The 22,418-nt window shown below is 50.2% G+C and carries 22 protein-coding genes; 8 read left to right on the plus strand and 14 right to left on the minus strand.

Going from position 1 to position 22,418, the window contains the following annotated elements:
- The first annotated feature begins 151 nt into the window (after positions 1 to 151).
- On the plus strand, positions 152 to 1,222 hold the full coding sequence (locus tag HCR03_RS18400; protein WP_187035819.1) for an HD-GYP domain-containing protein: 1,071 nt from the start codon (positions 152 to 154) through the stop codon (positions 1,220 to 1,222).
- 356 nt (positions 1,223 to 1,578) lie between these two features.
- Here the strand turns inward: HCR03_RS18400 and HCR03_RS18405 are convergent, their stop codons facing one another.
- Genes HCR03_RS18405 through HCR03_RS18415 form a run of 3 tightly spaced genes read right to left on the minus strand, consistent with a single transcriptional unit; the run spans position 1,579 to position 5,214 of the window.
- Entirely contained in the window at positions 1,579 to 2,049 is a 471-nt protein-coding gene (locus tag HCR03_RS18405; protein ID WP_156991200.1) for a (2Fe-2S)-binding protein, read from the minus strand.
- 1 nt (position 2,050) lies between these two features.
- Complete coding sequence (locus HCR03_RS18410; protein ID WP_187035821.1) at positions 2,051 to 2,884, minus strand: FAD binding domain-containing protein; 834 nt, start codon at positions 2,882 to 2,884, stop codon at positions 2,051 to 2,053.
- Positions 2,881 to 5,214 carry a xanthine dehydrogenase family protein molybdopterin-binding subunit gene (locus HCR03_RS18415; RefSeq protein ID WP_066643221.1) on the minus strand — a complete coding sequence of 778 codons (2,334 nt, stop codon included), beginning with the start codon at positions 5,212 to 5,214 and terminating at the stop codon, positions 2,881 to 2,883. The genes HCR03_RS18410 and HCR03_RS18415 overlap by 4 nt, the downstream gene beginning before the upstream one ends.
- Positions 5,215 to 5,292: 78 nt before the next feature.
- On the opposite strand from HCR03_RS18415, the gene HCR03_RS18420 reads away from it, so the two are divergent.
- Positions 5,293 to 6,192 (plus strand): YIEGIA domain-containing protein, encoded by a 900-nt coding sequence (locus tag HCR03_RS18420; RefSeq protein ID WP_187035823.1) that lies wholly within the window; start codon positions 5,293 to 5,295, stop codon positions 6,190 to 6,192.
- A 2-nt stretch (positions 6,193 to 6,194) separates the two neighbouring features.
- Positions 6,195 to 6,383, plus strand: a complete 189-nt coding sequence (locus HCR03_RS18425) for a capping complex subunit for YIEGIA (RefSeq protein WP_066643215.1) — start codon at positions 6,195 to 6,197, stop codon at positions 6,381 to 6,383.
- Positions 6,384 to 6,433: 50 nt separating this feature from the next.
- Here HCR03_RS18425 and HCR03_RS18430 read toward each other — a convergent pair whose 3' ends face one another.
- The 6 genes from HCR03_RS18430 to HCR03_RS18455 form a co-directional block, all read right to left on the minus strand.
- The gene (locus HCR03_RS18430; RefSeq protein WP_066643213.1) at positions 6,434 to 7,144 is read right to left on the minus strand and encodes a manganese catalase family protein; all 711 of its coding nucleotides are present in this window, start codon (positions 7,142 to 7,144) and stop codon (positions 6,434 to 6,436) included.
- 176 nt (positions 7,145 to 7,320) lie between these two features.
- Positions 7,321 to 7,692 (minus strand): NifB/NifX family molybdenum-iron cluster-binding protein, encoded by a 372-nt coding sequence (locus HCR03_RS18435; protein WP_066643207.1) that lies wholly within the window; start codon positions 7,690 to 7,692, stop codon positions 7,321 to 7,323.
- Positions 7,693 to 7,694: 2 nt separating this feature from the next.
- Entirely contained in the window at positions 7,695 to 8,591 is an 897-nt protein-coding gene (locus HCR03_RS18440; RefSeq protein WP_066643204.1) for an ATP-binding protein, read from the minus strand.
- A complete protein-coding gene (locus tag HCR03_RS18445; RefSeq protein WP_228725219.1) occupies positions 8,588 to 9,463 on the minus strand; it encodes a nucleotide-binding protein in 876 nt (291 codons plus the stop codon). The genes HCR03_RS18440 and HCR03_RS18445 overlap by 4 nt, the downstream gene beginning before the upstream one ends.
- Complete coding sequence (locus HCR03_RS18450; RefSeq protein WP_187035825.1) at positions 9,438 to 9,800, minus strand: NifB/NifX family molybdenum-iron cluster-binding protein; 363 nt, start codon at positions 9,798 to 9,800, stop codon at positions 9,438 to 9,440. Before HCR03_RS18450 ends, HCR03_RS18445 begins: the two co-directional genes overlap by 26 nt.
- Entirely contained in the window at positions 9,797 to 10,285 is a 489-nt protein-coding gene (locus HCR03_RS18455; protein WP_187035827.1) for a C-GCAxxG-C-C family protein, read from the minus strand. The genes HCR03_RS18450 and HCR03_RS18455 overlap by 4 nt, the downstream gene beginning before the upstream one ends.
- 250 nt (positions 10,286 to 10,535) lie before the next feature.
- Here HCR03_RS18455 and HCR03_RS18460 point away from each other — a divergent pair, with 250 nt between their 5' ends.
- Positions 10,536 to 11,351, plus strand: a complete 816-nt coding sequence (locus HCR03_RS18460; protein WP_187035830.1) for an undecaprenyl-diphosphate phosphatase — start codon at positions 10,536 to 10,538, stop codon at positions 11,349 to 11,351.
- A gap of 154 nt (positions 11,352 to 11,505) precedes the next feature.
- Here HCR03_RS18460 and feoB read toward each other — a convergent pair whose 3' ends face one another.
- The 5 genes from feoB to HCR03_RS18485 all read right to left on the minus strand — a co-directional run bounded on the left by feoB (position 11,506) and on the right by HCR03_RS18485 (position 16,815).
- The gene (gene feoB, locus HCR03_RS18465) at positions 11,506 to 13,665 is read right to left on the minus strand and encodes a ferrous iron transport protein B (protein WP_187035832.1); all 2,160 of its coding nucleotides are present in this window, start codon (positions 13,663 to 13,665) and stop codon (positions 11,506 to 11,508) included.
- Between the two features lie 122 nt (positions 13,666 to 13,787).
- Positions 13,788 to 14,024, minus strand: coding sequence for a FeoA family protein (locus HCR03_RS18470; RefSeq protein ID WP_066643194.1), 237 nt, complete (start codon positions 14,022 to 14,024; stop codon positions 13,788 to 13,790).
- 217 nt (positions 14,025 to 14,241) lie between these two features.
- Positions 14,242 to 14,421: a hypothetical protein gene (locus HCR03_RS18475; protein ID WP_066643191.1), complete on the minus strand. Its 180-nt coding sequence runs from the start codon at positions 14,419 to 14,421 to the stop codon at positions 14,242 to 14,244.
- Positions 14,422 to 14,569: 148 nt separating this feature from the next.
- Complete coding sequence (locus HCR03_RS18480) at positions 14,570 to 15,337, minus strand: sulfite exporter TauE/SafE family protein (protein WP_187035834.1); 768 nt, start codon at positions 15,335 to 15,337, stop codon at positions 14,570 to 14,572.
- Between the two features lie 527 nt (positions 15,338 to 15,864).
- Positions 15,865 to 16,815 carry a LacI family DNA-binding transcriptional regulator gene (locus tag HCR03_RS18485; RefSeq protein ID WP_187035836.1) on the minus strand — a complete coding sequence of 317 codons (951 nt, stop codon included), beginning with the start codon at positions 16,813 to 16,815 and terminating at the stop codon, positions 15,865 to 15,867.
- Positions 16,816 to 16,991: 176 nt separating this feature from the next.
- On the opposite strand from HCR03_RS18485, the gene HCR03_RS18490 reads away from it, so the two are divergent.
- The 4 genes from HCR03_RS18490 (at position 16,992) to HCR03_RS18505 (ending at position 22,385) form a co-directional block, all read left to right on the plus strand.
- Complete coding sequence (locus HCR03_RS18490; RefSeq protein ID WP_187035838.1) at positions 16,992 to 18,323, plus strand: carbohydrate ABC transporter permease; 1,332 nt, start codon at positions 16,992 to 16,994, stop codon at positions 18,321 to 18,323.
- Between the two features lie 4 nt (positions 18,324 to 18,327).
- Positions 18,328 to 19,155, plus strand: a complete 828-nt coding sequence (locus HCR03_RS18495; protein WP_187035840.1) for a sugar ABC transporter permease — start codon at positions 18,328 to 18,330, stop codon at positions 19,153 to 19,155.
- Between the two features lie 126 nt (positions 19,156 to 19,281).
- A complete protein-coding gene (locus HCR03_RS18500; RefSeq protein ID WP_187035842.1) occupies positions 19,282 to 20,574 on the plus strand; it encodes a sugar ABC transporter substrate-binding protein in 1,293 nt (430 codons plus the stop codon).
- 92 nt (positions 20,575 to 20,666) lie between these two features.
- The gene (locus HCR03_RS18505; RefSeq protein ID WP_187035845.1) at positions 20,667 to 22,385 is read left to right on the plus strand and encodes a glycoside hydrolase family 13 protein; all 1,719 of its coding nucleotides are present in this window, start codon (positions 20,667 to 20,669) and stop codon (positions 22,383 to 22,385) included.
- The last annotated feature ends 33 nt before the right edge of the window (positions 22,386 to 22,418 follow it).

The following is a 22,418-nucleotide window of genomic DNA, read 5'->3' on the forward strand; positions in this document are numbered from 1 at the left end:
CTTTACAGGGGTTTTCTGAAAGCGGGTTCCCCGACTCTGAATAAAAATTGTTATTCTGGCATTTTTTGGCCTAATTTGCGTTACACGGTTGAAAGAAGACCGAAAGAAAATTATAATTAGATAACAATACTTGTCATCGGAGGCAGAACTGATGAGATATGTCCCGACACTTTGCCTGCGCGAAGGCATGGTGCTTGCGAAAAGTTTATATGCTTACGATGGCGGTCTTTTGCTGCAGAAGGGACAGCCGCTGAAGCAATCATACATTTTGCACATTGCCCAAAACGGCTTTCAGGGTGTTTATATTGTCGATCAGCTTTCGGAAGAGATCGAAATCAAAGCCGTGATCGACGATGAACTGAGAAATTCGGCCGCGAAGGCGGTCAGGGATATTTATGTTCAAAGCATGAATACCGGGATCAGCCGGGCCATGGCGGAAGATGTGAAAGCGATTGTTCACAGCATTGTGGAAGAGATTATTGAAAACAGGAACATCATCGTTAACATGATCGATTTAAAATCATACGACGATTATACCTACTATCATTCCGTCAATGTCGGGGTGCTTTCCATTGTGGTGGGGACAGCGCTCAACATGAATTCCACAAGTCTTTTCAAACTCGGTTTGGGGGCGTTGCTGCATGACATCGGCAAGGTGTTCATCGACAAGGATATCATTGATAAACGGTCTTCGCTGACTCCGGACGAGTACGAGGAGGTCAAAAAGCATCCCGCTTTGGGGTACGAGTATCTTGTCAACACCAATCTGGATCTGCCCGTATCCGGCTTGATCGGGATTTTGCAGCATCACGAGCGAAACGACGGGAGCGGTTATCCGTCGGGTCTTGCCGGGGAAGAGATCAATCAATTCAGCCGTATTATTTCGATTGCTGACGTCTTTGACGCCATGACCTCGGACCGCCCTTACAGACCGGCCATGATGCCGTCGGAAGTGATGGAATTTTTAATGGGCGGCGCGGGCACGCTGTTCGATCCGGAGCTTGTTTCCCTGTTCACCAGGAAAGTCGCGGCGTATCCTCTCGGCACCTGTCTTCTGCTGAGCGACGGCCGGACCGCGATTGTTGTTCAGAATTTTGAGGACTGCTGCCTGCGGCCCAAGGTCAGGGTTGTGGACGAAAACGCTTCTGTTCCGGTTTATCTGGATTTGAAAAACGACAGAAGCCTTGCGAATATAACAATTACGGATATCGTCAGAATGTAGTGCGAACGCGTTTAAATATGCCGCAGGCAAAGCTCCCGCCGTATTTCGGCTCAGGCGGGAGCTTTTTGGACTGGAATAGAACAGAACCACCGCGCCCTGGTCGTTGGGCTTCAAAAGATAAATCAGCTGTTCCAACTGACCGATGTGTCCTTTTTCTTCTTCGGCGATGCCGGAAAGAACTTTTTTTACCCTTTCGTCCGTGGTCGCTTCATATCCGATAATTGCCTCGTACTCGTTGATCATATCTTCCCTCAGGGATTGGATCACCTCTTCCGCGTTCATGGTTTTCGGAACGTTTGCTGTAAACGGGTTGCTGATTCATGCCATGTTAATTCTCATTTGGGTATTTGATCGGGTTATTGTTTTTGAGACAGAACCACACGAATCGCTTCGCCGATTTCTTCATAGCTGGTACAGCGGCAGATGTTGCTTTGCAGCCATTCGTCGATGACGTAGTCCGGCGGGTTCGGATGCTTCTGTGCCAGCGCATGGCAGGCCATTAAGAATCCGGACGTACAGTATCCGCACTGAAATGCGAATTTTTCGATGAACGCCTTTTGGACCGGCGCGTTTTTCAGCCCCTCCACCGTCGTGATTTTTTTTCCGACGGCCTCTGCCGTCAGCATCAAACAGGATTTGATCGGCCATCCGTCCACAATGACCGTGCAGGCCCCGCAGTCGCCGTTCTCGCAGCCGGGTTTTGCTCCGGTCAGGGCAAGCTGATTGCGCAGCGTGTCGAGAAGGATATCGGAGGGACGTGCGACGACTTCACGGTCTTCTCCGTTCACATTCAGGTGAAGGATGCTTTTTTCTTTGATGCGGAACATGTTACACCCCCTTTAACGTCTGAAGTACGTTGATCAGCGTGTTGTTTAAGACGAATTTGCGAAATTCGGCAGAGCCGTCCAGATTGTTCAGAAGATGCGGAGCTGCCAGAGCGGAAATCTGCTCGGCCCGTTCGGGAAAGCTCAGGCTTTTGTCATTCATCAGGTTTTCCCACTGCAGATCGCGGAACGGGTAGGGCAGCAGACCGCTGAACGCCATCCGGATTTTATCGTCCGCTTTCAGGCAGGCAACCGTCAGCAAAGGATAGTCGACCTTTTCATTCTTTGTCTTTTTTACGTGAATATAGGGCGCGGACAGCCAGCGCTTTTCAATCGAGGCCCTCACAATAAATTCTCCGCGGGGAAGCTGAAGACGTTCGCGGAAGATCTGTGTGATTTTATAATCCCGCAGGCCGCCCTGCGTCGCCACGGTGACAACGGCGTCGGCCAGCAGAAGTGGGAGAACGGTTTCTCGGTAAATGATTGTGGAAGCAAGGTTTCCGCCGAATGTGATCTTGCACTGCATGGTATGGTCCGCAACGCGCCCTGCCGTATGGTCCAGCAGGGGGAAGCGCTTCGCCTCCACAAGATCGGAGAGGGTAAGCGCGGAGCCGATGAGAAGACGGTCCTTGTCGTATTCGAACACACGGCATTCCGGAATCGCTTTCAGGTCGACGACGGCCCCGGTTTTTACGTTTCCCATGCGCGCCATGCTGATGATTTCTGTTCCGCCGCCGAAAAACATCGGGTTTTTCTGTTCTGCATCCAGCTGTCTGAAAACCGTCAGGGCCTCGCCGACGGTGTCGGGTCGGTCGTATTCAAAGTCGAAAGGGATCATGCCCTGCCTCCCGTCTTGATTCTCCAGATGGTTTCCGGTACCAGAGGCAGTTCGTCCAATTCAACGCCGGAGGCAACGGAGAGCGCGTTGGCAAGCGCCGCCGGGATTCCGATGATTCCGTGTTCGGCCAGTCCGCGTGCGCCGTAGGGAGAATTTTCAAGAGGCGTCTCCACAAAATCAACCAGATACTGCGGCGTCTCGCCGAAATGCATCACCTTGTAGGTGCGCAGACTGGTATCCAGTACCTCGCCCTTGCCGCTGTAGGAGAAATTTTCGCGCGTTCCAAGGCCCAGGCCCATGCACATGCCGCCTTTTACCAGAGCCTCGCACATCTTCGGATTCAGGACCTTTCCGGCGTCGATTACGGTTGCAGCTTTGATGAGACGGTAGGTGTATTCCTCGGTGTCGTATTCCACTTCCACGCCCTGGGCGCCCACGGTCCACCAGGGTCCGGCTTTCCCTTTCCCCGTTTCCTTGTCCAGCAGGTTCAGGTCCCCCATGATGAAGCTCCCCCGGCCGATGATCTGTCCCTCCACCGCGTTGCCGTTCTGGTACTGGTATCCATGGACCAGGTCCTTGAAGTGAATGAAATTGGACGGTTCATGGCGGACGTAGACCCGTTCGCCTCCCACTTCCAGATCTTCCGGAGGGCATCGAAGCACGGCTGCGGCAAGGCTGACCAGCTGGCGGCAGACGTCCTCCGCGGCGCGCATGGCGGCTCGCCCCTGCATAAAGGTCGTCATGCTCGCAACGGTTTTCCAGTGCGTCGGGCTGCACTTTGTGTTGACGTCCATATTGACATGAACGCGGCTGATGTCCATTTTCAGCTTTTCGGATAAAAGCTGCGCGACCGTGGTCTTCATGCTCGGCCCGCATTCCACGCACCCGCAGTTCACGTTCAGACTGCCGTCGTTGTTAAATGTCAGGATAATACCGGAGACAGCGTCCGGGGACGAATCGGAGGTTTTCCAGAAGCAGCTGATTCCCTTGGCTCGGATTTTATGGTTGCCCAGCTCAATCCTTTCGCCTTCCTCCCAGTTGATCAGCGGCTTGAGCTTTTCGATGCACGGGCCCAGGCTGCCCAGGCTGCTGGCGGTTAGCGGAACCTGCGTGGGGGTCAGGTTTCCCGGGGCAAGTCCGTTCTTCTTTCGCAGTTCCAGCGGGTCCATTTGCAGCTTTTTTGCCAGCTTGTCAAGAGTTCGCTCCACGCAGAAGGTGTAAGAGGCGTGTCCGAAGCCGCGAAATGAGGTGGCGTAAGGGTGATTGGTATAAACGCAGACCGCGTCGCAGGAGACGTTTTCAATGTTGTACGGCCCCGTGCAGTCGACCGCCATTGCCTTGCTGAGCCTCGGCCCCATGTCGGCGTAAGCGCCGGCGTCCACCAGATAGGTCATCTGCGCTGCTTTAATCATTCCGTCTTTGGTCGCGCCCAGCTTCAGCGTCGCGTCCAGACCCAGCTTGCAGGGGGAGGACGTAATGTCCTGTTCTCTTGAGTTTCGAATGCCGACCTCGCGGCCGCACACCGCTTTCGAGGCCATGTAGGCTAGAAGTTCCAGTTGGGTTGCCGCTTTTCCTCCGAACCCGCCGCCTACAAACGGGACCTCTACAACAACTTTTCCCTGCTCCAGGTTAAAAACGGAGCTGAGCTCCTTCTTAATTCCGAACGGCGCCTGGGAAGCGGATTTGACAAAAACGGTTCCGTCGGGTGAGATTCTTGCGCGGGCGGCCCGGGTTTCCATGGCGATATGGTCCGACTGGGGAAGGCTGTAATGAGCTTCGACGATCGAATCACAATTTGAGAAGGCTTGATTGACGTCTCCTTTTCGGATCTTTTTGATGTCGCAGATATTGGTTCCCGGCTGCGGATAAAGATCTTTGGAGATATGTTTATAGGTTTCCTGATGCTCATGAACTAAAGGGGCTCCGCTTGCAAGAGCCTGCGACAGGGAATTGATGACCGGCAGCGGTTCATATTCCACCTTTACGAAGGTGACGGCATTTGCGGCGTCGAATTCCGAATCGGCAACCACAAGAGCGACCGGCTCGCCGTAATAACGGACTTTCCCGTTTGCCAAAGGCGGTCGGTCCGCCACCAGCCCTCCGCTTAAAACCGGATAATCCTCTCCGGTGATCACGGCTTTCACGCCTTTTTGCAGCAGCGCTTGCGAGTAATCTATTTTTTTGATTTTTGCGTGAGCGAAGGTGCTGGTAACCATCCGGGCGGTCAGAACCCCCGCAGGATTCTCATCGGCGGTATATTTTGCGTTACCGGTGACTTTATCCCATGCTTCTTTTCGAATGACGGTTGTTCCGATTCCGGCTTTAGGCATGACAGTCCCTCTTTTCTTCGTGTCTTTTGTATTATCCGTTTTCATTTGTTAAAAATACGGAGTGAAGGGAGAGATTCTATGGAAAAGGCGTTGAAAGAGCCTGATATCTATATGATCGTGATTGGAATCATCATGGGGGCTTCCGCCCGCATTGCCACGCTGAAGGTGGATTACAGGCAGATTCCAACTTACCCGTGCGCTTATTTCAACAGTATCGTCATGGGATTTATTGCTTCCAGCCTGGGGGCGATCGCCATTCCGGCGATCCTGTCCGGCGACTTTGTTTCCATTACTTTTCTGACGGTCGCCGTTCAGCAGTTCCGTGAAACCCGCAAGGCGGAGGGCGAAAGCCTGAGCCGATTGGAGCATACCGAATACACGAAGCGCGGGGACGCTTATATCGATGGAATATCAAAAACGTTCGAGTCCAGAAACTATATCGCCATGGTTACCGCTTTGCTTTCGGTGCTGGCAATGAAACTCAGCGATTCCAAAGCCCCGGCGGTTTTGATCCCCTGCGGGGTCATTACGGGAGCAGTTGTCATTATTCTGCTCTATCGGTTTACAAAGGGCAAAACCATCGGGGATATCTGCAATATCCGCGACGGGGAGATCGAGATCAAAGGCTCGGAGCTTTTCGTCGACGGAATTTTTGTGACCAATACGCTCGGCGCCGACAAAAGCAGAGAGCTTTTTGCCAAAGACGGCCTTGCCGTCGTAATCGAACCCAAAAGGCCGGCCAGCCGGCTGACCCTGGAAAATTACGGGCAGAGGCAGGCAATTCTTTTTGAAGCGGTCAAGGCGCTTGGAGTCAGAAGATACAAATATACCAGAAGGAATTTTTCAAGCGATACCGGCATGATCATCATCGCGTTTGTACCCATGATCCACGACAAGAATTTACTGCACTATGCGGTCGCACATACTCCCGTTCTTGAGAACAGCAGAAAAATCGGCCGAATCGTCAAAGGGGGTTAACCGTGAAACAGCAAATTGAAATACTGGCCTATATCACTGCCGACGAAAACAGGGTTCTCGGCGGCGATCCCCTGACGCTCCTGGTAAAGGATCCGGAGAAGCAGAAAGAGCTTGTCAGGGATCTGGGCCTTGCGCTGCGCGCGAACGTGGTGCAGCTTAAGAACGGAGATTATATCCTGATTACGAATTGACAAAGGCACGTTCCGGACGCATTGCCCGGGACGTGCCCTTTGTAGATGCTTTAGTGTACCATACCCTGACCCTGCTGATTTGTCTGGTTCGGGACGTTGAATTTCGGGGGCTTGGGGTTCTGCAAGTTCTTGGTGTCGAAATATTTTCCGGGGGTCGACAGGTCGAAATATTTTTTGGAGTCCGAAGTTACGCCCCAATCGGCCAGCGAACCGGTTTCCTCCAATTTGTTGAAAGCCTCGCGGAACAGGGTGTTGTGCGCCTCTTCCCGGTTCAGCAGAAAATCGATGGCTTCCCTTACGCCGGTATCCGTGATCTGACGGTACAGATATTCGTAGACGACCTTTGCTCTTTGCTCAGAAGCAATGTCGGACAAAATGTCCGCGGCAAGGTCCCCGGTTTCGTTAATCCACGCGGCGTTGAACGGGTAGCCGGAAGCGTTTGTCAGCATTGGAGTAAGGCCGGTTAAGGTCGAAGCTTCCACCGATCCAACGGTTGTGTTCTGCGCGTCCAGATTATGGCCGTTGAGCAGATTGACCAGAGTGCCGACCATTTCCATATGCCCCAGCTCTTCCGAACCGATATCCAAGAAAAGATCCTTGATGGCGGGGTCTTTGATGCGAAAACTCTGAGAAATATACTGCAGTGCAGCCTTCAGTTCACCCTGCGGGCCGCCAAGCTGCTCTTGCATCATGTTGGCGTAATTCGGGTTGGGTCCGTCAACGCGGACCTCCTTCAGCAGTTGCTTTTCGTGTTTAAACATTATTATTTCCTCCTGCGGCGCCTGAAATCAAACGCCACAGTTAGTATGGCAGAAAAAACGGCGGATAAACATATCCGCCGTTCCAGACCGTCGAGGAAGCCGCGCAAAATCGTTTTTAAAAATTATCCGGTCGTTCGCCCGAATCCACAGATTCCCGCGCATACGGAAGCCGCCGGTCAATGCTGGTGATGCTCCCCGCAGGTGCTTTCAAATTCGTGCTCATGGCAAACGCTGCCGGCGGATTCCAGCTCTCCCTTCAGGTATTTTTCCACCGCTTCTGCCGCTTCTCCCGCGGCGCCGGAAATCACTTCGATATTTTTTTCGTTAAAAATATCGATTGCTCCGCCTCCAATGCCGCCCGTAATAATGGTGGAGACTCCCAGATCGCTGAGGTAATTGGGCAGGAATCCCGGCTTGTGGCCCGGGTTCTGGCTGAATTTACGTTCGGTGATCTTGCCGCCTTCCACGGTAAACAGTGTAAATCCCTCGCAGTGCCCAAAATGGGCGGAAACATTTTTGCCGTCGCATGCAACCGCAATTTTCATCATAATCATACTCCTTTTTCAATATTTTCATCCATTAACATGGGATAAACTTGTTCCCAAATTTGCCGAATCGCTTTCCCTGCCTCGCTGCCGGCATTGTCAACCACGGTTTTTCCGGAATTGACGGCTTCTGCGACGGCCGGATCAAATGGGATTTTCCCCACCAGAGGGATTTGCTCCCGCAGGCAAAACGATTCGATTTTTTGTGAAATTTCAGTGCAGACATCGTATTTGTTGATGCACGCGGCCGCTTTGGCGCCGAACCGCCGCGCGGTTTCAAGAACCCTTTTCATATCGTGAAAGCCGGACAGGGAGGGCTCCGCAACAATCAGAACCAGATCGGTTCCGGTAATGGACGCAACCACGGGGCAGCCGATGCCCGGGGAGCCGTCCAGAATGGCCAGCGGCTCTTTGGACGCGGCTCCGTAAAGATTTGCGCGCACTTCCGAAACCAGGCGCCCCGATGCACCGCTTCCGATTTGAAGCTGTGCCGTTGAAAACAGTCCGGCCTCCGTGTGGAACAGCATGGTTTTTCCGGACGTCCGGTCTTCCAGCCGGATCGCGGGCCGTCCGTCGCCGTCGCGGGCGGGGCAGACCGCCTCGCACACGCCGCAGCCCTCGCATTCATAGGGGTTGACGGAACCGTTTGTAATGGCGCCGAACCGGCAGGAATCCTCGCACCGGCCGCAGCCGGTGCAGGCTTTCGTGTTCAGCACGGCTTTTTTCAACCCAAAATACGGTTTTTCCTCCGGCTGTTCCTTTCCTGCAAAAATCTGATGCAGATTCGGGGCTTCCACGTCGCAGTCCGCGTAGACCTTGCTGCCGCACAGCCGAATCAGGGAAGATGCGACCGTCGTTTTACCGGTTCCGCCTTTCCCGCTCAGTACAACAAGCTGCTTCATGCTTCCTTTTCCTCCGATCCTTTTAGTGTTTCCAAAAGATTCAGAAAGATCGGGCGGAAGGTTTCTCGGCCGGCGGCAAGATTTCCCTGTGCCGACGCCCGGGCAAGTTCCGCGTCATAGGGAATGCGCGCGAAAATGGGAATCTGAAACTCACGCGCCGCCGCTTCCATCATTTTTGTGGAATCCGTAGCTTTATTTACGACGATCGCGCAGGGCTTATGAAATGTCTGCGCAAGCTGTAAGACGAGTTTCAGGTTTTCAAGGCCGAACAGCGTCGGCTCCGTTACCAGAAGACAGAAATCGGCGCCCTTGATACTCTCCATTACGGAGCAGGAGCTGCCGGGTGGGCAGTCGATGACGGTGACCGGAGCTGCGGGAATTTCACGAATCATCTGCCGGATAATAGGTACGCCGGTCGCTTCGCCGCTGTTGAGGGTTCCGGAAAGAAAGGAGACTCCGCCGGCTCTTCCGTGTTCAATCACACCGACCGCGCGTTTTCGTTCCCGAATTGCCTCTTTGGGGCAGAGCAGAGAACATCCGCCGCAGGAATGGCAGAGCTCCGGAAAAACGCGGGGCTTTCCCTTGAGAAAGGCAAGCGCGTTGAAACGGCAGAATCTGACGCAGCTCCGGCAGCCGTCGCAAGCACTTTCGTCGATTTCCGGCACGGCGACTTCAACGGATTCCTCTTTTTCAATTTCAGGCTTTAAAAACAAAAAGCCGTTGGGTTCTTCCACGTCGCAATCGACGTAAGCGGCGTCTTTTGCCGCCGCGGCGAGGTTGACGGAAAGAAATGTTTTTCCGGTTCCGCCCTTGCCGCTTAACACCGCAATCCGCATTTCTCCGCCCTCAACCATGACCGTGGTATCCGGCATGAATTTCACTTAACTCTGCCAAGGTTCCGTTTTTCCATGCGTCCGCCATATCGGCGACCGTCCCGGGAACCGCTTTCCAAAGCCGGATTCCGGCGGCGTTTAAAACCTCCGCGGCGTTTTCCCCGCAGTGAAACGTCACCACCGCTCCGGCGCCGCTGTCAACGATCGTCTGGGCCGCTTTGATGCCGGCGCCGCCCTGGGCCGCCGCGGCTTCGTTGTCAATCACCTTGAAGTCTCCGGTTTCCGTATCCGCAACTATAAAACAGGGGGTTCTGCCGAACGAACGGTTAACGGGGCTGTCCATTTGTTTCCCTTCCGATGGAACCGCAATTTTCATTTGTGCTCTCCTTTCACGCTACCATGATTCGTCTCCGTCGGTTCCGACGCAAACATTTCATCCAGTATTTGGGCCGCTATGCCGACCAGCTCGGAACAGGGCCGCTTCATATAGTATTGTTCTGTTCGGGCTTCCGGCGTTGGACTGTCGTGCTTCACGCTCAGCCCCAGCAGCTCCCGGCAGATAATTGATCCGTTTTTCTCTTCAAAACGCTTTGCCAGGGCCTGTATTCGTTCATAGTGCTTCGCTTTTGCGGCCGGGTCCGACGGATCCGTGTAGCCTTCTTTTAATCCGGCGGCCAGAAACATTCCAGTAACGGCGCCGCAGACCTCTCGAAGGCGTCCCATGCCGCCCCCGAAAGAAGAGGAGAGCTTTAACGCGCTGGGAAGGTCCAGCCCGAGTTCTTCGCAGTAAGCGGCAAAAACGGACTGCGAACAGTTGTAGCCCTGACGAAACAGCTCGACCGCGCGTTCCCGATGATCCATAGTCTCACCTCTGATCTTTTATTATGGTCATATGACCATTATCGTATTCATTATAGTCTTGTAAAAAACAGTTGTCAATTAATTTCCTGAAATAATGGAAGAATGTTATTGGATCAAAGCCGGAACCTGTTGCAAATTGACTGCGGACAAACTATAATAAGGCTCTGGGCTGCCGGGGCCTTGAGAGCATTCTCCCGGGAAAATCATTTTACCGTATGAATAAAAATATCAATTAAAGTAGGAGAAGAAAATGGATCTTATCAGAGCGATTCTGTTCGGTATTATCGAGGGCTTGACCGAATGGCTGCCGATCAGCAGCACCGGGCATATGATTCTGGCCGAAGAGTGGATTAAAATGGATTTGTCCGCTAAATTCATGGAAATGTTCCTTGTCGTCATTCAGTTCGGAGCAATTCTGGCTGTCATTGTTTTATATTTTCATAAGCTGAATCCCTTTTCCGGGCGGAAATCGACCGTTCAGAAAAGGGAAACCGTCTCTCTGTGGATGAAAGTTCTGTGCGCCTGTGTTCCGGCCGGCATCATCGGTGTATTATTTGACGACCCGATCAACGCGCTCTTCTACAATTATAAAACCGTAGCCATTACATTGATTTTGTACGGAGTGTTTTTTATTCTGGTGGAAAACCGGAACCGCGGAAGGATCCCTTCCATCCGGAACTTTTCGTCCCTGAGCTACCGCACTGCTTTTATCATCGGCATTTTTCAGGTTCTGGCGCTGATTCCCGGCACGTCCCGGTCCGGCGCGACAATCCTGGGCGCCATCTTAATCGGAACTTCACGGGAAATCGCTGCGGAGTTTACGTTCTTTCTGGCGATCCCCATTATGTTCGGGGCAAGTTTGCTGAAGATGGTAAAATTTGGATTCGCCTATACCCCGATGGAGGCCTGGGTATTGCTTCTTGGCATGCTTACGGCTTTTCTGGTATCCGTTTTTGCAATCCGCTTCCTGATGGGATACATTAAAAAGCACGATTTTAAACCGTTCGGCTACTACCGAATCATTTTGGGAATCGTTGTTCTGCTGTACTTCGGGCTTGTACATTAAACGGCTGGATTTTCCGGTGCATAAAACGGTCCCCGAACAGATTGTCCGGGGACCGTTTTGGGCTGCATTCTGATGATTCCCTTCCCGTTGCAGTCTGGCCGACTCTTTCGCAAGGCGCTCCGGAGTAATGACATTTTCCTGGAAATCGAAGGCTTTAAGCCAGCCCAAGCAATCGGACCGAGTTCGCAACCAGAAAACAGACGGCAATCCCTGTGACAGTAGGAATTGCGAAAGAAAGCAAAGTCCATTTCATGCTTTGAGTTTCTTTATGGATGGTGAGGCACGTCGTTCCGCAGGGCCAGTGCATCAGGGAAAAGAGCATGACGCAGACGGCCGTCAGCCAGGTCCAACCGCGGCTGACAAATAATGTATGCAGCTGAGCCAGACTTTCGTAGTCCGTCAGGGCCCCTGTGGCCATATAGCTCATAATGATGATGGGCACGACGATTTCATTTGCAGGGAAGCCGAGAATAAACGCCATCAGAATATATCCGTCCATCCCGATCAGACGGCCGAATGGGTCAAGAAAGTCTGCGCAATGAGCCAGAAGGCTGATGCCGCCGACATGGATGTTGGCCAGAAGCCAAATGACAAGGCCGGCTGGAGCCGCCACAACGACTGCGCGTTGCAATACAAACAGTGTCCGGTCGAAAATGGAACGCACGATCACACGGCCAATCTGCGGACGACGGTAAGGAGGAAGCTCCAGATTAAAGGAGGACGGCATCCCTTTTAGAATCGTTTTGGAAAGAATTTTGGAGATTATCATGGTCATGAAGACTCCAAAAACAATAACGGCGGTTAAAGTCAGAGCGGAAACGGCGGACTGGAACGGACCGGACACCGCCGCCGCAAAAAACATGGTGATAACGGCGATCAGTGTGGGAAACCTGCCGTTGCACGGAACGAAGTTGTTGGTCAGAATGGCAATCAGCCGTTCGCGCGGGGAGTCGATGATCCGGCAGCCGATGACGCCGCACGCGTTACAACCAAATCCCATGCACATGGTTAACGCCTGTTTGCCGTGCGCGTGCGCTTTTCTGAAAAAGTCATCCAGATTGAAGGCGACGCGCGGAAGATAGCCGAGATCCTCCAACAGAGTGAACAGAGGAAAGAAAATGGCCATCGGCGGCAGCATGACGGATACCACCCATGCCAGCGTGCGGTATATTCCGTCTATCAGGATACCCCGGATCCAGGCCGGAGCCGAAATCAGGATGAAAAATTCCGTCAGCCGGTCTTCCACCCAAAAAAGTCCGGCCGCGATCAGCTCGGACGGGTAGTTTGCCCCCGTAATCGTCAGCCAGAAGATCAGCAGAAGCAAAAGCAGCATGATGGGGATACCGGTTGCCCGGGAGGTTAAAATCCGGTCGATCTTCCGGTCGCGCTCCGCGTATTTTTCCTTATCGCACACGATTACGCCGCGGCAGATGTCCTCGCAGTTTTGTATGATCCTGGTCACGACCCGGTCGCGGAACAGATCCCCGGTGATCGAGTTTTCGGCCAGAAGGGAACGGGCGCGCTCCAGACTTTCCACGATATCTTGAAAAGAGAGAAGATCATAGCCAAGATATTTTTTGAGCGACTTTAACAGGCTTTCATCTCCGTCCAAAAGCTTGAGGGAAACCCAGCGGCTGTTCAGCTTTCCGCTGAGCACGTGATCGACGGCGGGCCGGAGAAGTTCAATAGCTTTCTCAACCGCTTCGTCATAGGTGATTGGAAAAGGGGTCGCTTTTTGGTCCGATCGGGTCAGCCGCATGACGGTTTCCATCAAATCGTTCAGCCCTTTCCCGCTTCGGGCGCTTGTTCCCACTACGGGGATTCCGAGCTTCTGCGAAAGCAGCTTCAAATCAATGCGGATTTTTTTCTTTCTTGCTTCATCCAGAAGATTAACGCATAGAATCACATGTCCGGAAATCTCCATTGTCTGAAGAACCAGATTTAGATTCCGCTCCAGACAGGTTGCGTCCGCTACAACCACGGTTGCGTCCGGATTGCCAAAGCAGATGAAATCGCGGGCAATTTCCTCCTCTTCGGAGTTGGCCATCAGGGAATAGGTTCCCGGAATATCCACCAAAATGAAATTTCTGCCCTGATACCGGTAGGTTCCCTGTGCGTTCGCTACTGTTTTGCCGGGCCAGTTTCCCGTATGTTGGTTCATTCCTGTCAGATTGTTAAAAACCGTGCTTTTCCCAACGTTTGGATTTCCCGCGAGTGCAACGACCTGATCCAGCTCGGTTTCCTTTTCTATTCGCAGCAAGCCGTCGCAGCAGTTTAACACTCCCGCTCCGGTAGACGCTCCGGATAAGCCCATAGGATTTCCCTCCTGCTTCAATATATGGATTTTAACCTGAAAACAGGGCAAATCCGAGGGAGCCGGCAAGAAAGGAAATCCGATCCCCAATCTGCCTGATTCCGGCGGATTTACCCTGTCTGTCAGGCGTTCACCATGATTTTAGCGGAAACGTCCGACCTTAATGCGATTACGGCGCCGCGAATCAAATACGCGACCGGATTCCCCGAAGGGCTTTGATAGAGCGATTCTATCTGTGTGCCGTCAATGACGCCAAGGTCCAGCATCCGGCGCCTTGTGGTGCCGTCTGAAAGAAGCGAAGTCACGCTGGCCTTTGCTCCGACCGGCAGCTGGTTCAACGGAATCTCTTTTTGGTTCATTGTGGATGTACCTCCCATATATTTTCATAGATAGCGGTCGTTGAAATTGTTTCACTAGGCTAATCTATGGTTCTTCAGCCGAAAGTGTTACGGTTTTCAATTATCCGGCGTAAAAAAAACGGCCTGTCAGTACCATTCGGTAATGACAGACCTGTTTTGGCTTGTGCCGGACGGGCAGAAAACGGTTATGCGAAATCACGGACATCCTGGCATCAAGCTATTCCGAAGGCCCCATATCCTGGTCAATCAGGTAGTTCATATAGGCGTTCAAGCTCATTCCAAGAGAATCCGCGTGAGCTTTGATTTCCGCCTTACGGCCTTTTTTTACGCGGAATATGATATCGTCCAATTTTTTCAGATATTTTTTCGTCGCTTTTTCCCGGGCCCTGCTTATCATGTCAAAACACCTCAAACATATATCGACTTTATAAATAAATACTTGATAGTAAAAATGTATTTTATGGGTATTTTATAAGTCAATAAAAGCAGCCTCCCGCAGCGGCATCAGCCGCCGGGAAGGCTGCAACATTTTTTTGGCTAACGATTCACGCAAACATGTCGAATACGAGTTTGGAGAAGAGAAGAATCAAGACCAGTACCATGACCGGACGAATGAATTTGGCCCCCTTTTTAATCGCAAGCCCGGAGCCGATCCAGTGCCCTGCAATGGAACAGGCGGCCGCCGGAACCGCCAGATTGTATTGAATGGTGCCGGCCGCAATGAATGTGGCGAGCGCCGCCAGATTGGAGGCCAGGTTGACAACCTTGGTATTGCCGCACGCGGTTTTCATGTCGAAGCCTAGAATTGTCGTAAAGGCAAGAATCAGAAACGTACCTGTTCCCGGCCCGAAAAAACCGTCGTATGCGCCGATGACCAGACCGATCACAGCGGAAAGCAGAATGGCGCGGCGGCGCGGAATTTGGTCAAATGTGTTGCGGTCCGATCTTTGCCGCCCGCGCCAAAAAATAAATACGGCCGCGGCGGGCAGCAGAACCAGCATGGCGATACGAAGCGCGCGGTCGTCGAGAAACAGGGTCAACCTGGCTCCGAGAAAGGATCCGCCCAAAGCGGCCGCCGCGGCGACGGCCGCGGTTCTGAAATGGAAATTTCCGCTGCGAAGGAATCTGCCCGTGGAAAAAAGCGTTCCCGTGCAGGATGAAAATTTGTTGGAACCAAGGCAAAAATGAGCCGGAAGCCCCGTAAGGTAATAGGCGGGAAGCGAGATGAGTCCGCCGCCCCCGGCGATGGAGTCAACAAGGCTTGCCAAAAAAACGAGCGGGCAAACAATAGCGATCTGCTGTAAAAGCGTCATGGAATCCCCCTGTGGTGAATTTGTCAATCCTACCCATTGTGACAAATTTTCAGGCGTTTTTCAAGTACTGCGGGTAAAAAACGGCTTAACCGCGACAGGAGGTCATTACACCCCCAAAAAGCATTTGAAAATTCTGTTCTGGGTTCCCAATAGAGGTAAAAGGCCAAGAAGAAACCCTGAATTTTAAAAATCATTAATTATGAAAGACAACTTAAATCTTTTATGACGAGGTGAAAAGCCTGCGGAAAACAGCCGGTTGCCGAGATTCTCATTTCACTTAACAAAATTAATGTTAAGCGAAAATATAATACAAATTGCACAATAAAATGCAATAAATAAGTAAATTTATTGACATATATCAATAATTGTGTTACTATTATCGCAGACACAGAAGCAGCGGAAGGCTTTCAACAGAACCTCTTTTCCTGGTTGGATGATTACTGAATGGAACCGGCATCATTCTTTTTTGCCTGCTCATCCTTAATAAGAATTATTTTTAAATGCCGGAAATAAAAAACCGGAAATGTTCAGCAACATTCCGGCGATTTCTTTTTAAGCGATTCGGTTTTATCCTCACACGGAACCAATATCCGGTTGTCTTCTTCCGCTTTCCCGTAGTCCAGAGCAAGCATTTTTTGCAATGTTTCAATGGCGGTGCCGGCAATTTTTCGGTTGGGGATAAAAATAGTTTTTGTGTCGGGAAGCAATATGTTGGAATCATCAAAATTCGACACGACGACAAGATCGTGCCGATTGATATATAGTTCCGTCTCAAGCCCAAGGATATCTCCCAATATGATTCCTTTTCCCTGGCGATGCGTTTGGAGAAACAAGTTCAAATCCGAATTTGAAGAATTGATAAAAACGTCGTTGGGAGGAAATTCCCCGATGATTTGATTCTTTAAATCCTCGTTGCAGATGTCCTCCATCACGAGAAACGGCGAATTTGTATTCAGCATGGTTTTTGCCGTTCGGATTGCGCTTTTATAATCGGGGTAGATTTTGCAGAATAAGCTGTCGTTCGTGTCGCAATTTAAAAAAATTGCGGGCACATAGTAGTGCTTTGTGATTTTATCAGCAATTTTGCTGTCGATATCAATAAAAAAAGCCGCGCTGAAATTATGGCTCGAAATCGTGTCAACGTCTTTTTCAGGATCTTCCGTTTCAAGTACGATCGTTTCGAAGTCGAGAGTTTTCATTTGAGCGCTCATTTTTGACGCAAGATCATAATAAGCCATTCTTTTTCCAAGGGTATCGTGACCTTTCCAGCAGATGATGACCCCAACCAGATCGCTTTTCTGTTTTTTGACGGCATTTCGGGGCTTGTAATGTAAACGGGTTACGGCTTCCACGATCTTCAAACAGGTGTCATGCCCGATTTTTTCATTTTCAGAGTGATTCAGGACATATGAAACAGTGGCCACCGAAACATTGCACTCTTTGGCAATGTCCCGCATGGATACTTTATGCTTTGACACATAAAACGCCCCTTTGAGTTTCTTTTCGGTTCAATTTTATCATGGCTTGGCAATTTACGCAAGAATGAAGCCGCAAATATAAATATTATAATCAAGTTTCATAAAAAATTGGAAACAGACAAATCTTGGCAGTTTATTTGCTGTTTCAATCAGTCGGAATAGGGGAGGCAATTGCAATGACGAAAAAAATCAGTTCTACCATTTTATCCTGCCTTTTCTGGGGCAGCGGCCAGTTCTTTATCGGCAGGCAAAGGGCAAAGGGTATCCTGCTTTTTGCCGCCCAGGTTTTGCTGTTCGGAATAGAGTCGGTCTCCGGCTATTGGTTCAATTTTTTTGCCGGACAGATTCCGGATTTTCAAGTGCGGTTATACGGCGGTTATTTTTCACGGGGAATTTGGGGTCTGTTTACTTTAGGCGCCGTACCCGGCGAGGACCATTCGACCTATTTGATGGTCAATGGAATTATGGCCCTGATGATTCTCATGATTTTTTTAGGGATTTATCTATGGAATATCGTCGATGCCTATCGCACGGGAAAAGCGGTTGACGACACACACGCTTACTTAAGCTCGCGCGCATTCGGCAAGAAATTATATCAGAAAATGTTCCCTTATTTTGTGCTTGCGCCGATCCTTTTTCTCGTTTTGTATATCGTAGTCATGCCGATCATTTTTTCGGTTCTTACGGCTTTTACGAATTACAATGCGGATCATCTTCCTCCCGCCAATTTGGTAAAGTGGGTCGGTCTGGATAATTTTATAAAATTGATCAGCATACCGATCTGGTCTCAAACGTTCCTTGTCGTTTTGGCCTGGACCGTAATATGGGCTTTTCTTGCAACCTTCTCCACTTATTTCATGGGCCTTTTTCAGGCACTGCTGATCAACAGCGATTGTGTGAAGCACAAATCGTTTTTTCGCTCCATCTACATATTGCCGTGGGCGATTCCGGGAATGATTTCGCTTTTAATGTTCCGAAATTTATTTAACGGACAATTCGGTCCCTTGAACCAGCTGTTATTAGACTTTGGACTGATTCACAGCAGAATCCCGTTTCTGTCCGATGCTTTTACCGCGAAAGCTACGATCGTCGTGGTGAATTTGTGGATCGGTTTTCCGATGTTTATGGTTATGCTGCTCGGGGTATTGGCAAATCAGGATCCGGCCCTTTATGAGGCTGCTCAAATCGACGGGGCGAACAAACTTCAGATTTTTCGGCGGATTAAGCTGCCTTTGCTGATGAAAGCGACCGCGCCTTTGGTATTAATGAATCTGGTCGGCAATTTCAATGGATTTGGGTTTATCTATTTCCTAACAAACGGCGGACCCAATAATTCCTCGCTGCAATTCGCGGGCGACACTGATATTCTGATTTCATGGATTTATAAACTGACCCTGAATCAGAACATGTATAATCTGGCCGCTGTTTTAAATATTCTGATTTTTATATTAGTCGGTGTTGTTTCTTACTGGAATTTAAAGGGTACGACCGCTATTAAGGAGATGTAAACAAATGAAGAAAAGAATAAACTCCTTTTTCGTGCATTTAGAATTGATTACGGTAGCGCTTTTTGTTTTGATTCCGATTCTCTGGATTGTTTTGTCGTCGTTTAATCCGGGGGACAGTCTGGCTTCCTCTTCGCTTATCCCGAAACAGCTTACGCTTTATAATTACGCCAGACTTTTTAAAGAAACCAATTATCCGGTCTGGTTTAAGAATTCTTTCCTGATAGCGACCCTTAACGCGGTAGTTTCCGTCGTCCTTATTATGATAACCGCGTGGATCGTGTCACGGTTTCATTTTAAAGGCAGAAAATCGGGCTTAATCGGATTGCTGCTTCTTTCCATGTTCCCTAACTTTTTATCCATGACAGCGCTTTACACGCTGTATTTGACGCTGGGCCTTTTAAACCATCCGCTCGCACTGGTCATTATTTATTCCGCTGGCGCAATACCGTATAATGTATGGCTTGTGAAGGGCTATTTGGACGGCATTTCGAAAGAAATCGATGAGGCGGCCTATATTGACGGATGTTCCTATTTTTCCACTTTCTTAAAAATTATTTTGCCAATGTCGAAACCGATTATTACCTATTGCGCGGTGTCCCAGTTTATGCTGCCGTGGATGGACTTCATTATGCCCAGCCTGCTTTTGTCAACGGATAATGACAACACGACAGTGGCGATCGGCCTTTACAATATGATCTCCGGCAAGGAAAACGATAAATTCACCATGTTCGCGGCGGGGGCTATTCTGATCGCGGTCCCGATCACAATTTTATTTATCTTGTTTCAAAAATACCTGGTTCAGGGCGTTGCCGCCGGTGCGAACAAGGGCTGAATGGTGAATTCCGCCTTTATCGCGGCGATAAGCTCAATCCCGGTTGTTGTTAACAGATACACGTTTTAACGATGTCCCTGATCACAAATAATTTGTGCCTTGCGCACAATGAAAGGATGAGCAAGTATGAAGTTGAAAAAAATTTTAGCAGTTACCTTATGCCTGTCGGTGGCATTCCCTTTGGCAGCCTGCAAATCCAACGTGCCGGCCGATACGTCCAGATCGGAGGCGTCCGGCGGCACAGCCTCCGAAAGCGGGGAGGCGCCTGCGCCGGAAAAGGGCGCGACATTAACATTTCGCACCGGCGGCGTAGACAGCGATTTGGCGTGGGGCAAAGCGGTTGCCGAAAAGTTTAAGGAAAAGTACGGGGTTTCGGTAACCGTACAAAAAGGAACCGAGGATAATCTGAAAAAAGCGAAGCTGGAAGCTGTGGCAAAGTCGGGAGCGGACGTGTTTATGCTTGCGCATGACCTGTCCTATCAGGCGATTGTACAGGGGATACTCTTGCCTTTCGACAACAGCATAGTCCAGGGGATGAAAGATGCTGTCAGCCCCGTGGCGCTGAAAACAGTGACGAAGGACGGCAAAGTTTACGGCGCGCCGGTTTCTGTTGAAACGTCGGTACTGTTTTACAATAAGAAACTGGTGAAAACCCCCGCGACAACCTTTGAAGAGATTTTTCAGAAAGCGAAGACCTATAATGATGCAAAGCAGAATAAATTCTGGTTCCTGTTTAACGCGAATGAGGGATCACCTCTTTATCCGTTGCTCAGCACCTACGGTTATAATTTGTTCGGAGCCGACGGCACTGATGAAAATAAACCTAACTTCGATACTCCGGAATTTTTGAAAGGACTGCAGGTGATTCAAAAATTCCATCTATTGATGCCGATGAAAGCGGTAGACTCCAGCAACACGGATTTTCTCAATAAGCAATTCACCAGCGGCAAAGCGGGTTATATCATGAGCGGTCCCTGGGATGTAAAAACCTATGAAAAAGCGAACGTCGATTTCGGAGTAATTCCGATTCCAACCTATGACGGAAAACAGCCGAAGGTATTTTCCTACATTCAAAACGCGCATGTGGCGTCTTACACCAAATATCCCAAGGCCGCGCAGCTTTTTGCGCAATTCCTTGTTTCCAATGAAAGCGCGGAACTGCTTTATTCCAAAGCTGGCAAAATCACGGCCAGAAAAGATGTTTCCAAGGTCAGCGGGCTTTCAACGGATCCCATCTCCGGCGCTATTCTGGAGGCGTTCCAAAAATCCGCTCCCATGCCAAGCGTCAAGCGAATTTCTTATTTCTGGACGGTCATCGGCGAAATCGGCCCGGAAGTATTCGATGAGAAACTGTCGCCTGAAGACGCACAGAAAAAGGCAGTGTCGGAATGGAACAGCCTTATACAGACGGAATCGTAAGGCTCATTACAGCATTTCCAATTTAGATTGAAAATATGGACATGTCCCTCCCCCGTCTTCGGCGGGGGGAGGGACATGTCAGGAGGTAAAACTTGAACTTACAAGCACTTTATCATAACCCCAAAAGCAACTATGCTTTTGCTTATAGCAGTCATGAATTACATATCCGTCTGCGCACGGCAAAGGATGACTGCAAATCCGCAGTGTTAGTAATTGCAAAAAAACACGCATGGATGACAAAACAAAAATTCCAAATGGAAAAAATCGCCACCGACCGTTACTTCGATTATTATCAGTATAACTATGCAACGGACGATCCGAGGCTGGGCTATTATTTTCTAATCTCCGACGGCGAAGCGACTCTCGTTTATTCCGAATCCGGAGTAACCGAAGCTTTCAACGATCAATATGCTTATTTTCATTATTTTCAGTACCCGTTCATCAATCCGATCGACGTTCACACCGTTCCCTCCTGGGTTCATGAAGCAATTTTTTATCAGATCTTTGTGGAACGGTTTTACAATGGCGACCCCGGCAATGACCCCGGGAGTGTTTCCCCGTGGGGCGAGCTTCCAAAGCCGAAAAGCTTTTTCGGCGGTGATTTGCAGGGCATCCTTGAAAAACTTGATTACCTGAAAGAACTTGGAATCAACGGGCTGTACCTCACTCCGATCTTTGAGTCCCCCAGCAACCATAAATATGATACAACCGATTACCGTAAGGTCGACCCCGCTTTCGGGGATAAAGACCTGCTGTGTAAACTCATAAAACAGGCGCATGAAAATGGCATTCGCGTAATTCTGGATGGGGTATTCAACCACAGCGGTTACTTTTTTGCCCCGTTTCAGGACGTTCTGAAAAACGGCGGTCATTCCCAATATGCCGGCTGGTTCCATTTTACTGAGTTTCCTGAGCATGGCGGCGAACCGAAATACCGGTGCTTTGGAACAAGCCCCAACATGCCGAAGCTCAACACATCAAATCCGCAGCTCAAAAAGTATCTTTTTGATACGGTCGCTTACTGGATGGAAGAAACAGGGATCGACGGCTGGCGCCTCGATGTCTCCGATGAAATCGACCACCAGTTCTGGCGGGATTTTCGCCAACTGGTTAAAGGGATCAATCCGGAAGCCGTGATTATCGGCGAAAACTGGCATAATTCTTACCCATGGCTGATGGGCGACCAATTCGACGGGGTGATGAACTACCCTGTAACAAAATCGTGCATTCAATTTTTTGCATCAGGGGAAATCAGCGCGGAAGAATTTGCGGAGGATTTATCCGGCAGCCTGATGTGGAACTCGGATCAGGCCAATTTTTCCATGCTGAACCTTTTGGACAGCCATGATACCATGCGTTTCCTGACCTGGTGCCGGGGGGATAAAAAGAAACTGATGCTGGCCATTCTGTTTTTATTCAGTTATATTGGCGTACCTTGTACCTATTATGGAACGGAAATCGGCATGGAAGGCAACGGTGACCCGGACAGCAGGCGTACCTTTGACTGGGACGAGAACCGTTGGGACAAAGACTTACTTGCCTTTTATCAACAGATCATTTCCTTTCGCAAAAGCTGCAAACCGCTTCAGTACGGTAATATAAAAATGTGGGCCGACGACGGGGTCTTTTATCTGGAACGGGGGTATGGCGATGAAAAGGCTCTGACCGTATTAAACAACACAGGAGAAGGCAAAAACATTGTTCTTCCGGTTGGCAAAGCGATCGACTGGGTCTCCGCTGAAAAAACGGAACTCGCGGAATCGGGATTTTTACATCCGTTTGGCGGATTCTCTTTTTACTACTCCATTTGAATTAAAAATTAAGTACAATAATCAAATGTCCGA

This window comes from Caproicibacter fermentans, assembly GCF_014303955.1.
Taxonomy (GTDB): Bacteria; Bacillota; Clostridia; order Oscillospirales; family Acutalibacteraceae; genus Caproicibacter; species Caproicibacter fermentans.